Consider the following 13,927-nt stretch of genomic DNA (forward strand, 5'->3'; position numbering starts at 1 on the left):
TGATTACTTGTAGGCACACGACTTTCGGCGTGTTCGGCTGGCCATGGGCGGTTGTCCGTGGTTTCATGTAGGCATGTACTTGCGTCAGACCAAGCGCACCAACCGGGACGGCTCGACGGTGTCGTATCTGCAGCTGGCGCACAACGAACGTCACCCGGATACCGGCGTTCCGAGGGCGAAGGTGATCCACAACTTCGGCCGAGCCGAGCAGGTCGACCGCAAGGGACTGGAGCGGTTGGTGTCCTCGATCTCGCGGTTCCTGACGCCTGAGCAGGCCACCGCCGCGGTGGCGGGCGGGGACGTGGAGATCCTTGATTCGCGTCGCCTCGGCGGGGCCTGGACCCTGGACCAGATGTGGCAGCGACTGGGCATCGGGGCGGCGATCCGCCGCGCCGCTGACGGTCGCCGGTTGGATGGGCAGTTCACCGAACGGGTGCTGTTCGCCCTGGTCGCCCAGCGGGCCTTGGAACCAGGATCGAAGCTGGCGGCGACCGGCTGGGTGGGCGAGCGGGTCGCGATCGACGGGCTGGCCGAACTGGGCGAGGATCACGCCTACCGGGCGATGGACTTCCTCCTGGAGGTGCTCGAGGAGATCGCCGCCGAGATCTTCGACTCCGTGGCGAACCTGCTCAACCTCGATCTGGACATCGTGTTCGTCGACACCACCAGCACCTATTTTGAGACCGACCACCCCGACGAGCTGCCCGAACTCCAGGACGACAACCCTGGCGACGAGGACGCCAATCCGGTCGAATCCGGGGCCCGCGCGTTCGGCCACTCCAAAGACTTCCGCACCGATCTACCGCAGGTGGTCATCGCGATGGCCGTCACCCGCGATGGCATCCCGGTGCGCTGCTGGACCTTCCCGGGCGACACCGGTGACAGTCAGATCATCCGCACCATCAAGGACGATCTGGACGACTGGAACCTGCGCCGAATGGTGTGGGTCGCCGACCGTGGCTTCGCCTCGCAGGCCAACCGCAGCTATCTCACCCGCGGTGGCGGGCACTACATCCACGCCGAGAAGCTGCGCCACACCAACCGTGAGGCCACCGCTGCCCTGGCCCGCCCGGGGCGCTACCGCACTGTGGCCGGCAATCTGCGTGTGAAGGAAGTGCGCGTCGCCCCCGGTGGCCAGGGTGACGGCGATGGTGGCGCCCGGGCGGTGCGGTTCGTGATCTGCCACAACCCCGACCAGGCAGACCGCGACCAGGCAGTCCGGGCGAACCTGATGGACCATCTGGCCGGATTGATCGATGGCTCCGATGCGTGGACTCCCGCGAAGCGCTCGGAGTTCGTCGGCTCGCTGAAGAACAAGCCGGGACTGCGCCGCTACCTGCGCCGTACCGCCACTGGCCTGCTGCGCATCGACCGGGCCGCCGCCAAGCGCGAGGCCCAGCTCGACGGCAAGTGGCTGCTGCGCACCTCCGACACCACCCTGACCGCCGAAGATCTGGCCGCGGCCTACAAGCAACTCCTGGCCGTGGAGGCCGGCTGGCGGGACATGAAAAGCAGCCTCGGCCTGCGGCCGGTGTTCCACCGTCGCGAGGACCGGATCCGCGCCCACGTGCAACTGTGCTGGCTCGCACTGCTGTTGATCCGCGTCGCCGAGACCACCACCGGGCAGACCTGGCGCACCCTGCGGCATGAACTCGACCGGCTCCACCTGGTCACCCTGGCCACCAGCGAAGGCACCGTCAGGCAGCGCTCCCAGCCCACCGAGGCCCAAAAGCAGATCTGGCGCGACCTCGAACTGCCCGAGCCACCGAAGTTCGCCGACTTCACCACCACCTGACACCGCCCCGCGCGCAGACCCGCAGGGGCCGTAGTAACACGACCCCTGCGAGCTTCAACATGCCTTACCGCAGGCCACACCAACTTTCGGCGCCTACCGTGTGCCTACCAGCTGCGAAACCCCGGACAGACCCCGGCACCAACCTCGAGACCGTCATCCACGCCGCGAAGCAGGAGATCACCCAGGCCGGGAAATTCCTGATCTGGCTGCACAAACATCATCACGTACCGGCAGGCGAGATGCGCCAGCACCACATCGACGACTACCTCAGCGACGGCCCCAGTACGCGCAAACACATCCGCAACTTCGCCCGATGGCTCAATAACCAGCAAGGGCACCCCAAAGGGACACTTGATGTGCCGTTTCGTAAGGCCCAGACCACGCCCATGATCACCCAGACCGAGCGTATCCAGCTCGTTCGGAACTGCCTCGAGCACCGCAACGTCATCCCGGCCACCCGCGTCGCCGGACTCATCCTCCTGCTCTGGGCCCACCCCTTGAACAAGATCGTCATGCTGCGCCGAGACCGCCTCATCGCCGCTCCCGAAGGAATGCGCATCACACTCGGCACCCACGCCGCGCAAGTCCCCGAAGCCCTCACCGAACTGTTCTGGAACCAGCTCTCCAACCCCGGAAACCAGAACACCATCAACGCCGATACACCGTGGCTTTTCCCCGGTCGAACCGCAGGTCAACACCTCCATCCAGGGACACTTTCCAAACGCCTCAAAGTTCTCGGAATCGACGCTCTTCGGGCCCGCAACGCCACTCTTCGCGACCTGAGTCAAGAACTCGACGCCCGCAGCCTGATCGACCTCCTCGGCTACAGCCCCGGCATCATCGCCCAGCACGCAGCACGCTCCGGAGCGCCTATGGCTGACTACATCGCCCTGAAGCACCAACAGCCCTGATCATCGAGGGCTGCGACAGCACAGTTCGACTCACGAACAGCAACGATCGTGAACGCCGTGAATGGCCCCTCCCGACCCTGCACATCAGTAGGGTGCCCAAGAAGGATCAGCCTCCGTAAGCAGTGCCCCACCAGCAGGAAGATGCCCGGACTCGCCTCATGAAAAAGCACGCCCTCGTCATCACGCTCCTAGCGGCGCTAACCGCCTGTTCACCCGAAGGCACGGACGGGGAGCAACCAACATCTGCACCACCGGCCGCGAACGAGGCGGCGACCGCGGCTTCGGGCACATTAGAACTAGCTATCTCCCAGACATGCGCCCCCGGGTCAGACCCACAGTGCATCCCTCTCAATGACGAACACATCCTCGTCGCCCCCGCGGCGTTTGAGCGCATAGGCGTCGACTCCGCCAGCAGTGCACCGTCTTCTGGAGAGTTCGACATGATCAACGTGACACTCGACAATGACGGAGCAACTGTGGCTCGCAAATTGACGAACGAGGCTTCCCAGGCTGGAGACCAAACTCGACTCGTCATGAAGGTCGGCGATGAGATTGTCTCCGCTGTCCGAGTGCAAGGCGAACTGCGAGGCGATCAAATGATGGTCGCCATACCACCGGGCGCGGCCACTGAAGAAATCCTCAATAACCTCAACGGCCACGGCAACTAGCTACACACCGCCAACAGATACTCCGCGAGCAGCGACGGGCGCTCCGGGACGACGGGTTCCGCAGCCCATGATCTCCGAAGAATCGGATAACGCACTTTCCCATCAAGAATCTCGCTGTCCCATCCCCATCGGCGCGATGGTCACATGCCACCGTCCTGGTCCGCGATCCACGCCCCCTCCGACGCCGACCCCTCAAGGTGCGCTCGTTCGACTGAGATCCGTTCGATGCGCGGCAGTGCGATCGCCAGCACCGGCAGATATCCCGCCGCCCAGACCGGAGCACCGAAGCTGAGGACACAACCACCCGGTACCTCGATCACCTCGTGCCGGGTAGCGCTCACTCCTGCCACCTTCCACGCCCAGAGCCGCCCCTCCACGAACTCGGTGATCTCGAAGGGCAGGGACAGCCCCACCGCGGTCCTGACAGTCCCTCGCGTACCGGCCCTCAAGCCGGAGTCACCGTCGATCCGCGCCCCCGAGACGGTGGGCCCCCATCGCGGCCAGGTCTGCACATCGGTGATGACTGACCACACCGTCTCCGCATCCACGTGCATCCGCAGTTCGGTCTTCCACATCCCTCGGCGGAACGTACTTCGCATTCTCAGCACCGAACTCAGCGCAGCGGAACTCAGTGCAGCCGAACTCAATGCAGCCGAACTCAGTGCAGTGGCGGACGCGAGGTGTTTCATCGTCCGGCCCGGCTGTCCGGCTCCCGGGCTTCTCCGCCCTCGCCACGCGGTGGGCTACTCCACCACGTTGATGGCGGTCTCCCCCGGTCGCGGGTGTGACGGATCATCAGCCCATGGTGGCAGAGCATCGTGCGGGCGCAACCGCCCATGGTGGTCATGACGCCACGACGGCGGTATGCGCCGGGTCAGCTGGTCCGGTCCAGGATGAGCCGAGCCGCTTCCCGGGGCGCGTCCCATTGCGGGAAGTGACCGCACCTATCGAACCAGTGCAGTGTCGCGTCGGGGAACGCGCGGGCGGCTCGCCGGGCCTGGGCCGGGAGTGTCACCAGATCGCGACGCCCCCACCCGATGGTGACCCGTCCCGGGACCGTGCCCGCGGGGGCACCCTGCTGCGGGGGGCCCTTCGTGAGCGCGTCCATCGCCGGGCCCGTCGCCGGTGCGTCCGCCAGCCCGGCCACGTCAGGCAGCACGGTCTGTGCCGACAGCGCCCATGGCCGCGCCGACAACTGCGCCAGCAAGACGGTCCGACTCATCGGATTGCCCAGGAGTCCCGGGAGCGCTCCGCGCACAGCGCTGACCAGGGCGATCGACGGCCGCAGGGTGGCGCTGAAGATCGCCAGCTCGCGATCACTCCAGAATCCGCCGGGGTCCAGCGCCACGGTGTCGCCACCGACGCCGCGCCGGGCCAGCTCGAGAACGATCCGCCCACCCATCGACTGTCCGGCCGTGGACACCCCGTCCAGACCCGACTCCTCGATGAACCGGGCGACGGCGTCAGCCAGCGCCGCTATGGACACCTCACCCTCCAGCGGTGGGGACTCGCCGAAACCCGGCAGGTCGACCGCGATGACCTCGCGACGCGCTGCCAGATCGTCGATGATGGGTTCCCACGATCGCCACCCCGCGCCGAGTCCGTGCACGAGAAGTAGAGGGCTACCTTGCCCGCGTCGAACATGATGCAACGTCATGGGACAAGCCTACGAAGCGCGCGGAGGAAAGGGCGCGCGCGACGTGTCACGATCGGGGCCCGTGTCCGAGGTGGCCGGCCGCCGTCACCAGATGGGACGATGGCGCCATGCGCACCCCACCCGGCATGGACCGCGATCGCGACGAAGACGGCCGCGCGCGCAATTCGCGCCCACGCGATGAACTCGGTCGGCCGTTGCCGATCGGCAGCGTCGGCGTCGAGCGTATCCCCGAGGATCTCGATCTGCCCCCCGCCCGATCGCTGGAATGGGCACAGGAACTGCTGGACCGCGGCCTCGCGTTCAATGCCCACGAAGTTCTCGAGGGCGCCTGGAAGGCCAGTCCCGACGACGAGCGCATGCTCTGGCAGGGCCTGGCCCAGCTGGCAGTCGGCATCACCCATATCCAGCGCGGCAACACCAGGGGGGCATTGTCGCTGCTCGCCCGTGCCGCCGAACGTATCGGCCACGACAGCGGCCCCGCGCCTCACGGGATCCATGCGACCGGATTGGTTTCCCACGCTGACGCACTCATCGCCACCGTCGAGCGGGGCGACGAACCCTCTCCGGATCAGCTGAAGCCGCGGCTTCGCGTCCCGTCAGCTCTCCCCTGACCTCCGCCTCTCCGAACCGTCGGGACTCAGAGTTCGACGGTGCCGCTGGTTCCCATGTCGGGAGTTCCCTCATCACGGGACACCGCTGCGCGGACGAAGGAGGCGATGTGTGCGATCCGCGAGCCGCTGGAGTCCCAGTACTCGGCGGAGTCGGCACGGATCAGTACCGAGGTGGCGGACTCCGGCCCCTCGGGGAACCACGCCCCGACGGCGGCATTCCAGTGCTCGGCCACCGCGTCACGGTCGTCGTCCACGACCGCCCGTCCGGCGACGGAGACGAACCCGTCCGAGGACTGAACTGAGACGTTGACCTGCGGGTTCGTCTCGATCTCCGACGGGAGGTCGCCGTGACGGGGTGCGAGCAACCGAATCGATCCGTCGAAGTCGGAGTTCTGGCGGGTCATGGGCCGCGCCATCAGCCGACCGTCTGCCCCGACGGTGGTGATCATGCAGATCGGGGACTTCTCGATCAGGTCGGCGACGATGCGTTCAGGTGTTCTGGCGTCGTCTGACATGTCTCGGACCTTTCCTCGTCGGGGCCTCCGTCCCCGTCCAACGTACGCCTCGGATCCCGGGCCTTCGTCCGCCGCGGAACTCCCGGCGCGTTCGGGCCGCACCTCGCCGGGGCGCTTCGATGGACGCGTCCCCTCCTCGGGTCTACGGTGGTGCCACCACCCCGCAGACCCACCGCCCCGAGGAGGAAGTCGTGACGTCAGGGAACAGACGAGCCGAACTGCTCCGCGCCGCAGGCAAGGGTGCCGCCGCCGGGCTCGCGGGCGGCGCGGCAATGATCGTCACCGAGAAGGCTGAGCAGCTGGTCACCCGCCGACCGGACTCCTATGTGCCTGCCCGCGCCCTGCTCACCGTGCTCGGACGGTCCCCCGACGACGGCGACAAGCCCATGGTGTGGAACCACCTGATGCACTTCGGCACCGCGGCGTCGCTCGGCGCACTACGGGGCGTCTGGGCTGCCACCGGCATCCGGGGCGTGTCCGCGAGCGCCTGGCACACCGCGGTCCGCCTCAGTGTCGACCAGACCGTCGAGAACGCCACCGGAGTGGGCGCGCCGCCGGCAGCCTGGCCCCGCGGTGAGCTCGCCGTCGACGTCGGCCACAAGGCGGTGTTCGCGGCGGTCACCGGGGCACTCGCCGACCGCGCCATCAGGCCCACCCTCACCTCCTATCGCGGACTTCGTAGCCACTAGCGACAGCGGCTGCGCGCTTATCCCCTGGTCCGCGGCCCGCAGCGCGGTTCAGTGTTCGCCGACGGCGCGGGCGTGTCCGACCGCGGCGTCGACACCGTGGGTCCAGGGTTCGCCGTGTCCGGGCAGGACGGTCGAGGCCCCGGTGGCGGCGATCGGGCCGAGGGACTCCATCGCGCGGGCGGTGTCGGCCGTGGCCGCCGAGGCGACGATCTGCGGTCCCGTGGCGCCGGTGTACGGGTCCAGGGTGACCAGGGCGTCCCCGCTGAGGACCGTGTCCCGGTCGGGTAGGTGCAGGATGCAGTGCCCTCCGGTGTGCCCGGGGGCGAACATCGCCACGGGACGACCCGGGACGTCGAGAGCGGGACCCACCGGTAGCTCCTCGGTGCCCTCGACCCCCTTGATCGTGAGAGCGCCGGCCATGGCCATCCTTCCGAGCACGGGAAGCGACCGGGGATGGGTGAACGGGTACAGGAAGCGGTTGCGCTGGGGTGTGTAGCTGTAGGGGTGCGCGGCCAGGTGTCCGTCCGCGGGGTGCACCAGCACCGGCACCTCCAGCTCGACCCGGGCGCGCCGTGCGAAGCCGACGTGGTCGAAGTGCCCGTGGGTGAGTACGAGAGCCCGCACGTCGGCGGGACCACGGCCCAGCCGACGGAGTGTCTCGGTCATGAGGTCCCACATGCTCGGCAGGCCGGCGTCGACGAGGGTCACCCCGTCCTCGTCCTCCACGAGATAACAGTTGACGTGGGCATGCGCCAGGCGGTGGACCCGGTCGGCGACTTCGGTGGCGTCCACGGTGCTCCTCTCCGTCGGTGTCTCGGGCGGTCGGCCGCGGATCGCGTCGACGTCTCACCCGCCCGCGGTTGCGCCCGCAGTTGTGTGACGAGGCTGCTCGCCGTCCGGCGCTCTCGCAACCGCTGGCCCCGGGCCGCCTGGGTAGGTTGGGTGCAGTGAGCGCTCTCGTGCAGACCGGCGCCGCCGTCGCGCCGGTCGTGGTGGTCCTGGCCCTGTTGGCGCTCCGCTCCCCCTCTCTCCTGGCGGGAAGCGCCGGCCTGGTGGCCGCGCTCGTCGGTGCGATCACCGTTTTCCGGCCCGACGACGACGAGGTCCTCGCCTCACTGGCGCAACTCGGGCCGACGGTCCTCGAGGTCGCTCTCATCCTCCTCGGCGGCGTCCTGTTGGCCACCGCCCTGTCGGCGACCGGGAGCAGGGATCACATCGCCGGATGGCTCGAACGAGTCGGCTCCGGCGACGACCGGGTGCCCGCGATCCTGCTGCTGGTCTTCGGGTTGACCCCGTTCATGGAGTCGGTCACCGGCTTCGGACTCGGCGTGGTGATCACCGCCCCGCTTCTCGTCCGGATGGGACTGTCGCCGGTGAAGGCCGTCGTCACGGGGTTGCTCGGGTTGGTCCTGGTCCCGTGGGGCTCCCTCGGCCCCGGCACCCTCGTGGCCGCGGAGCTCGGCGGTCAGGACGTCGCGGAACTCGGATACTGGTCGGCTCTCCTGACCCTGCCGGTCCTCCTCGTGAGCATGACGACCGTCCTCGTCGTCGTCTCCACCCGGCCCTCCGCGCGCCACGTGGTTCTCGGCGCCGCCGTCGTCGTGACCCAGTGGGCCGCCCTCGTCGCGGCCAACGCGGCGGTCGGCGTCCCCCCGTCGGGCATCCTCGCCTCGACCGCCGTGATCGCCCTCCTCCTGGGGGTCGGGCGCGCCCGGCACGGCGTTCTCCCCGCGGTCACCGCCGAGCTCGGGCGCGCACTCATCCCGTTCGCGGTCCTGCTCGCGGGGATCCTCGGCGCCAGCGCCGTGCTCGCCCTCGCCGGCGCCCCGGCCGGGACGGGATGGCTCACCTCCCCCGCCCTCTGGGTGAACGTCGCGGCCCTCGTCGCGCTCCGCGTCTACACCACACCGGGCCCGCCCGTGACAAACCTGGTCCGGACGGCGCTGGCGACGTGGGTCCCCGTAGCGGGCAACGCCATCGTGTTCATGTCCATCGGCGTCGTCATGGCCGCCGCCGGGATGGCCGCCCACCTCGCCGATCTCGCGTCCGGGTTCGGACCTGCGTCACTGGCCGGCATCCCGGCCATCGGGGCGCTGGGCGGCTACCTCACCGGCACCAACACCGGCGCGGCGGCCATGTTCTCCTCCGCCACCTCCGGCGCCGCGACCGGGCTGGGAGCCGACAGCCTCGTCACTCTCGCCGGCCAGAACGTCGGCGGGTCGTTCGCCATCATCGTCTCGCCCCCGCGCGTCGCCCTGGCCGTCGGCGTGGTCATGGCCGGACACACCCGGCTCCCCGGCGCCGCCACCCGGACGCTGGCCACCGCCGTCGTGGCCGCCACGATCATGCTCTGCGCGGCGGTCGCCGTCTTGGCGTAGGGTGCGGACCACGCGACCCAAGAGGCAGTTCACACCGAGAGGCAGTGAGTTCCACCATGAACCATGTGACCGAGACCGCCGACCGCATCCTCGCCCGCGCGAAGGAGTCCGCACACGGACGCCACGCCGAGATCCTCGTTCGCGAGGGGCCGCTCCGGCAGTCCCTGCTCGCGCTGACGGAGGGCACCGAACTCGAGGAGCACAACTCTCCCCCGGCCGCGAGCCTCTACCTCCTCCAGGGCGCCGTCCGCGTCACGGGCGAGGGGGACACCGACATCGCCGCTGGCGAACTGCACACACTCACCCACCACCGCCACGCCGTCACCGCGCTCGCCGATTCCGTCTTCCTCCTGACGACGGTCACCAGCATCGCCGGCCAGGGCAGCTACGACGAACCCGCCACTCCCTGACCACCCGCGCCACATCCCGACCACCCGCGCCACAGTCTGACCACTTTGCCTCTGCTGCACCCTGGCGCGGACGGCGGACGCGGCGGATACTCGTCCCATGCGCACCCGGCACCTGGGCGTGGTCATCCGCCGCTCCCCCGACGAGGTCTACGCCCTCGCCGCCGACCCCGCCCACCTGCCGTCGTGGGCGGCCGGACTCGCGGCGGGTGAGGTGCGATCCGACGGCGACATTCTCGTCGTCAACTCCCCCATGGGCGAGGTCCGCGTCCGGTTCGCGCCCACCAACGCGTTCGGTGTCCTGGACCACGAGGTCACACTCCCCGACGGGACGGTCACCCTCAACCCCCTGCGGGTCCTTCCCCATCCGCATGGGAGCGAGGTGGTGTTCACCCTGCGTGGAGCCGACGGCGGCGCCGACGAGGACGACGTCGAACGGGACGCCGCCGCCGTGGCCGAGGATCTCGACCGCCTGCGCCAGTTACTCGACACGGCCGCACCATCTGTAGAGGACACTTCGCAGGCCCCGGCGCGTCCTGCCGAACCGGCGGAGATCCGCATGGCCACGCCCGCGGACGCGGAGTCACTGGGGCGCCTGCTGTTCGACTTCAACACCGAATTCGGCGCGGAGACCCCGGACGGCCCCACCGCCGCCGCCCGATTCGAGTACCTGCTGCGCCGGGACGACGTCCTGGCGGTCCTCGCTCGAGTCGGCTCGGATATCGGCGGCGAGAACACGGCGGACATCGGGTTCGCGTTCCTCACCCTGCGCCCCACCCCCCTGTGGGACGGTCCGCTGGCACAGCTCGAGGAACTCTACGTCCGTCATGACCTCCGCGGGAACGGGGTGGGGACCGCGCTGCTGGCCCGCGCCGTCGACGAGGTGCTGTCCCGCGGCAGCGAGGAGATACTCATCAACGTGGACACCAACGACGCCGGTGCCCGTCGGTTCTACGAACGGCACGGGTTCTCCGACCGCGACCCCGACACCGGCTCCGGCATGCGGTGCTATCTCCGACAGCTCACGGTCGGACTGTGAGCGACTGGGCGACGGTCCCCAACGGTCCGGCCTCATCGTGGATCACGCTCGACGTCAGCCCCAGCCCGCCGGGCCCGAAGGTCACGCGTGTGTCGAACCCCAACCACTCGCCTGCCGGCGGGCGGGTGAGGTGCGCGGTGAGGTCGATGTTCGGATAGTGCACCGACGTCGGATCGGCCCGGACCGCCATCCCGTTGGCGATATCGAACAGAGCGGCCATCCGCGCCAGTGCGCTGACATCCTCGCCGGTCAGGAGTGGGACGCCGGTACGGACCCAGTACCGCGACCGGCCGGGACCGTCGCTGATCCGCCGGACCTCGACCGAGGCGAGGTACCCCCCGCGCCAGATCGTGGTGGGGTCCCACGGCTCCATCCGCTCCGGCGGCGGGATCGGGGCGAATCCGGCGCCCGCGATCGCCTCGGTATCGCGGGGCTGCTGCAGCCACGCCCGCAGTCGGATGCCGGTGCGCTCGCCGTGCCCACAGGTGGCCTCGACCAACTCGATGGTGCGCCCCGGTCGGACGACCTCCACCCGGATGTCCATGATGTCCATCGGCACCACACCGAGCAGTTCGTAGGACAGGCGGGACACCACCATGGAATCGTCGCGACGAGCGGCCAGGTCGAGCTCGACGGCGTGGACGAGCAGACCGAGTGCGGGTCCGATGTGCTGGGTCGACTCGTCCCACGCTCCGCTGACGTGCTCGGTCGGGCGGAATCTGTCCGGCCCGAGGCGATCGAAGTACGCCATCTCCGTCCTCCAGTCGGTGAGTGGTGATTACCTAAAAAGCGTACACACCGACGTGGGAGAGACGATGCAGGACGAGACGTACGACGAGTTCACCGCCCCGATCGACGACAGGTACCTCGAGGACTACACCGAGGGCGCGAGGTACCGGTTCGGTGAGGAGTCGGTCGACGCCGACGAGATCATGGAGTTCGCGCGTCGGTACGACCCGCAGAGCATCCACACCGATCCCGAGGCGGCCGCCGCCGGCCCGTTCGGCGGACTCATCGCCAGCGGGTGGCAGACCGCCGCACTGATGATGCGCCTGTTCGCGGACAACTACCTGACCAGCGTGGCGAGCCTGGCCTCCCCCGGCATCGACGAACTGAGGTGGGTGCGCCCGCTGCGGCCGGGCGACCGTCTGACCCTGCTCTGCGAGACCACCGAGGTCCGACCGTCCAGGACCAAGCCGGACCGCGGCGTGCTCACCACCGATGTCACGCTGGTCAACCAGGACGGGGATCCGATCCTCACCGCCACCGCGATGAACATGGTCGCCCGTCGCGGATGACCCGGGCCGCCCGGCGCGGACGTGACTACAGACCCCGGCCCCACCCGGGGCCGCCCCCGCGGCTACAGACGGGGGGTGAGGTGGAAGACGGGTAGTTCGCGGCTGGTGCGCCGAGCGTAGATCTCGTAGTTCGGCCAGACACGGGCCGCCGCCGACCATGCCGAGTCCCGCTGGTCACCGGTCAATTCACGGACGTCCACGACCAGCCTCGCGCCGTAGACCGAGATCTCGACCTCGCCCTCGGCGGCGGCCCGGAGATTATGGACCCAGGCCGGGGTCTTCTGCCCACCCCAGTTCGACCCGACGACGACCAGCCCGTTCCCCCACGACGCGCACAACAGCGACGTGCTGCGTGGTGCGCCGCTCTTGCGACCAGGGACGTGCAGGGTCAGAGTGGGCAGCCCCGCGACCCGGAGAAGCGGCACCCGCCCGCGGGTGACCCGGTCGAGCCACCGGTCCACCGTCACGACAAGGTGAGAGTTCTCCCGGGTGGCGTCCTGTCGGCCGACCCACACGGCGATCGGGGTGAGGATGTTGCTCATGGGGCAAACCCTATGTCGTGCGCCCGTCCGCGCGCCGCCGGACCGCCTCACCGGCCGTCGCGAGCAGCTGAACCGACTCGACCCATCCACTGCGGAGCCCGGTCTCCAAGGCCGCCAGGTGGAACGACCACATCCGTCGGTAGACGGCGTCGAACCCCAGCGCGGCGGCATCGCGTCCGCGCTGTGCGAACGTCTCCGACCACAGGCGCACGGTCTCCGCATGATGAGCGGTGATCTCCACCCGCCCCCGGAGCGTCAGACAGGGCGCCCGGTCGACCATCTCGACGAGTTCCGACCACCCCACCGGGGGACCCGCCTCGGACACGTAACGGGACTCCCACGCGGCCAGCTCCACGACCGCCGGGGTGGGCCGACCCGGTGAGACCGTCGTCTGGAGGGCGAGACGGCCCCCCGGGCCGAGAAGCCGGGCGGCCACGGCGAGGACCTCGGCGTGCCCGGCGGATCCGGCGGTGATGCCGGGGTCCACCGCGACGACGGAGTCGACCGCGCCCGCGACTTCCGACGGCGCTCCGAGGAACAGCGAGATCTCCTCGTCGAGACCTGCCGCGGTGAACCTCGACCCGAGCGTCGCCAGTCTCTCCGTCGACGATGTCATGGTTCGGACGTGCGCCCCGCGCTCGGCAGCCCTCATGGGCAGTTCGCCCCACCCCGGTGTGGCGACCAGGGCACGGGTCCCCTCCCCGATCCCGGCCAGCGTCAACAGGGTGTCCGCGGCCCGGCGTTGGGCGTCGCCGAGGTCGGTGCGGCGGGGCGCAGCCGCCGGCGCTTCGAGGTGCACGACCTCGGTCCCGTCGTCCAACCGGGCACGGGTGCGCGCTCCGGAAGCGAACACTGCACCCGCGGTCGACATCGTCTCGTCCGTGTACAGCGAGGTCAGCGCGCCGGGGACCGAATCCTCCAGTTCCACGGCGACCGGCCCGCCACGCCGACGACCGCCACCGGCGGGGCCGCGACCCTCCCGGCCGTACGCGCGTTCACCAGGGTGCGCGCAGTCGGCGTTCGAGGCGATCCACGGGGCCAGCACCGCGATGGCGGCACACAGGTCCGGAGTAGCCCAGTCGCCCGCCATGAACGACTCGCCGAGCCCCACCACGCCGGCGTCCGCCAGCCGGGCCCAGAAGTGATCGGGTTCGCGCAGTACCACGCGCACCGGGGCGTCGTACTCTCCGGCCGCCGACGAATCGGGGTAGTCGATCCGCACCCCGAGCTCGCGCGCCGACCGCCGGAGCGCCTGGGCGACGAGCGCCGAGGGCTGTCCCCCCGGTCCGGACGGTGGCGCGAGCGCGGGCCAGCGTTCGAGGTCGACGGTCTGCGGTTCGACTCTGACCACCCTGTCCCTCCCTCCGGGGCTCTCGTCAGGTGGACGGTACCGTCGCCTGCGCGTCCGCCCGGTCAG

General features: G+C 69.6%; 16 protein-coding genes. 9 read left to right on the top strand and 7 right to left on the bottom strand.

The genetic code is table 11. From position 1 onward, the window contains the following. The first annotated feature begins 73 nt into the window (after window positions 1-73). From Q2K20_RS08735 to Q2K20_RS08745, 3 genes are all read left to right on the top strand, one after another. Window positions 74-1,795: an IS1634 family transposase gene (locus Q2K20_RS08735; RefSeq protein WP_317176771.1), complete on the top strand. Its 1,722-nt coding sequence runs from the start codon at window positions 74-76 to the stop codon at window positions 1,793-1,795. A 59-nt stretch (window positions 1,796-1,854) separates the two neighbouring features. Then, window positions 1,855-2,706 (top strand): hypothetical protein, encoded by an 852-nt coding sequence (locus Q2K20_RS08740; RefSeq protein ID WP_317176772.1) that lies wholly within the window; start codon window positions 1,855-1,857, stop codon window positions 2,704-2,706. Window positions 2,707-2,864: 158 nt separating this feature from the next. Next, the gene (locus Q2K20_RS08745) at window positions 2,865-3,374 is read left to right on the top strand and encodes a hypothetical protein (protein ID WP_159148263.1); all 510 of its coding nucleotides are present in this window, start codon (window positions 2,865-2,867) and stop codon (window positions 3,372-3,374) included. Window positions 3,375-3,514: 140 nt separating this feature from the next. Here the strand turns inward: Q2K20_RS08745 and Q2K20_RS08750 are convergent, their stop codons facing one another. Both Q2K20_RS08750 and Q2K20_RS08755 read right to left on the bottom strand, forming a co-directional pair. Then, on the bottom strand, window positions 3,515-3,949 hold the full coding sequence (locus Q2K20_RS08750) for an SRPBCC family protein (RefSeq protein WP_317176773.1): 435 nt from the start codon (window positions 3,947-3,949) through the stop codon (window positions 3,515-3,517). A gap of 299 nt (window positions 3,950-4,248) precedes the next feature. Next, the gene (locus tag Q2K20_RS08755; RefSeq protein ID WP_119191663.1) at window positions 4,249-5,031 is read right to left on the bottom strand and encodes an alpha/beta fold hydrolase; all 783 of its coding nucleotides are present in this window, start codon (window positions 5,029-5,031) and stop codon (window positions 4,249-4,251) included. Between the two features lie 107 nt (window positions 5,032-5,138). On the opposite strand from Q2K20_RS08755, the gene Q2K20_RS08760 reads away from it, so the two are divergent. Next, window positions 5,139-5,642 carry a DUF309 domain-containing protein gene (locus Q2K20_RS08760; protein ID WP_159148261.1) on the top strand — a complete coding sequence of 168 codons (504 nt, stop codon included), beginning with the start codon at window positions 5,139-5,141 and terminating at the stop codon, window positions 5,640-5,642. 26 nt (window positions 5,643-5,668) lie between these two features. On the opposite strand, the gene Q2K20_RS08765 is transcribed toward Q2K20_RS08760, so the two are convergent. Continuing rightward, window positions 5,669-6,157 (bottom strand): pyridoxamine 5'-phosphate oxidase family protein, encoded by a 489-nt coding sequence (locus tag Q2K20_RS08765; RefSeq protein WP_119191661.1) that lies wholly within the window; start codon window positions 6,155-6,157, stop codon window positions 5,669-5,671. A gap of 191 nt (window positions 6,158-6,348) precedes the next feature. On the opposite strand from Q2K20_RS08765, the gene Q2K20_RS08770 reads away from it, so the two are divergent. Beyond that, window positions 6,349-6,846 carry a hypothetical protein gene (locus Q2K20_RS08770; protein ID WP_119191660.1) on the top strand — a complete coding sequence of 166 codons (498 nt, stop codon included), beginning with the start codon at window positions 6,349-6,351 and terminating at the stop codon, window positions 6,844-6,846. A 48-nt stretch (window positions 6,847-6,894) separates the two neighbouring features. On the opposite strand, the gene Q2K20_RS08775 is transcribed toward Q2K20_RS08770, so the two are convergent. After that, complete coding sequence (locus Q2K20_RS08775; RefSeq protein WP_269504400.1) at window positions 6,895-7,638, bottom strand: MBL fold metallo-hydrolase; 744 nt, start codon at window positions 7,636-7,638, stop codon at window positions 6,895-6,897. A gap of 155 nt (window positions 7,639-7,793) precedes the next feature. On the opposite strand from Q2K20_RS08775, the gene Q2K20_RS08780 reads away from it, so the two are divergent. The 3 genes from Q2K20_RS08780 (at window position 7,794) to Q2K20_RS08790 (ending at window position 10,670) form a co-directional block, all read left to right on the top strand. Beyond that, the gene (locus Q2K20_RS08780; RefSeq protein ID WP_120283161.1) at window positions 7,794-9,224 is read left to right on the top strand and encodes an L-lactate permease; all 1,431 of its coding nucleotides are present in this window, start codon (window positions 7,794-7,796) and stop codon (window positions 9,222-9,224) included. A gap of 56 nt (window positions 9,225-9,280) precedes the next feature. Beyond that, entirely contained in the window at window positions 9,281-9,634 is a 354-nt protein-coding gene (locus Q2K20_RS08785) for a cupin (protein WP_067717414.1), read from the top strand. A 556-nt stretch (window positions 9,635-10,190) separates the two neighbouring features. Further along, complete coding sequence (locus Q2K20_RS08790) at window positions 10,191-10,670, top strand: GNAT family N-acetyltransferase (RefSeq protein ID WP_269504412.1); 480 nt, start codon at window positions 10,191-10,193, stop codon at window positions 10,668-10,670. Here Q2K20_RS08790 and Q2K20_RS08795 read toward each other — a convergent pair. Beyond that, a complete protein-coding gene (locus Q2K20_RS08795; RefSeq protein ID WP_067717380.1) occupies window positions 10,654-11,421 on the bottom strand; it encodes a thioesterase family protein in 768 nt (255 codons plus the stop codon). The two genes, Q2K20_RS08790 and Q2K20_RS08795, sit on opposite strands and share 17 nt — an antisense overlap. Window positions 11,422-11,485: 64 nt before the next feature. Between Q2K20_RS08795 and Q2K20_RS08800 the strand changes: the two genes are divergently transcribed. Then, window positions 11,486-11,968: a MaoC family dehydratase gene (locus Q2K20_RS08800; protein WP_067717382.1), complete on the top strand. Its 483-nt coding sequence runs from the start codon at window positions 11,486-11,488 to the stop codon at window positions 11,966-11,968. A 62-nt stretch (window positions 11,969-12,030) separates the two neighbouring features. Here Q2K20_RS08800 and Q2K20_RS08805 read toward each other — a convergent pair whose 3' ends face one another. Then, complete coding sequence (locus Q2K20_RS08805) at window positions 12,031-12,510, bottom strand: nitroreductase family deazaflavin-dependent oxidoreductase (RefSeq protein ID WP_269504395.1); 480 nt, start codon at window positions 12,508-12,510, stop codon at window positions 12,031-12,033. 10 nt (window positions 12,511-12,520) lie between these two features. Continuing rightward, window positions 12,521-13,861: a class I SAM-dependent methyltransferase gene (locus Q2K20_RS08810; RefSeq protein WP_067717386.1), complete on the bottom strand. Its 1,341-nt coding sequence runs from the start codon at window positions 13,859-13,861 to the stop codon at window positions 12,521-12,523. Window positions 13,862-13,927 lie beyond the last annotated feature (66 nt).

It is taken from the genome of Dietzia sp. IN118 (genome assembly GCF_032905965.1).
GTDB classification, from domain to species: Bacteria; Actinomycetota; Actinomycetes; order Mycobacteriales; family Mycobacteriaceae; genus Dietzia; species Dietzia kunjamensis.